Annotated in this window: 1 protein-coding gene; it reads right to left on the reverse strand. The window is 67.2% G+C overall.

Annotated features, from left to right (window positions below):
- Window positions 1-48: 48 nt before the first annotated feature.
- A complete protein-coding gene (locus tag ADT71_RS00005; RefSeq protein WP_054434051.1) occupies window positions 49-387 on the reverse strand; it encodes a hypothetical protein in 339 nt (112 codons plus the stop codon).
- Between the last annotated feature and the right edge of the window lie 143 nt (window positions 388-530).

Raw genomic sequence — 530 nt, forward strand, 5'->3', positions numbered from 1 at the left:
GTGTCGAACCTGTTGCCGGGATCATCCTGCCCGGCCGCCGGCGCAGGCTCAGCGGTCAGTCGCTTGCTCACGAGGCAGAAATCGCTCGCAGTTCGCGGGGGTTCGGGCTGTCCGCAGGCACTGGTCATAGACAGCAGTGCTGCGGCCATCGCCGCGGTTGAAGGCATCCTGGATTTCCACACGCGCCGCATTTCCCTGCTCCGCCCGGTTGATGGTCTCGCGCAGGTCACCCTCGCGCTGGGCGGAAGCACCCGCCGCCTGTTGCTTTTCGTCATGAGATCGCGCCCAGAGCCACAGGAGCGCGAGACAGGCTGCCGCCAGAGCAATCGCCGCGAGGACGCGATGAACTCGCCCAGTAAGGCCCAAGCGGGTCAGGAGCTCAATCATACCCCTTGCTCCGCCATCGTGGTCCCGGATGCCTTGTCGATCGAGCGCGCGGTGGCAACGTTGCGATCCTTCACCGCCACCGCCACCGCCGTACCGCCGGCGACGATCGCCAGCCCGGCCGGGAACAGCGTGCAGTATCCGGC

This window comes from Novosphingobium sp. ST904, assembly GCF_001298105.1.
Taxonomy (GTDB): domain Bacteria; phylum Pseudomonadota; class Alphaproteobacteria; order Sphingomonadales; family Sphingomonadaceae; genus Novosphingobium.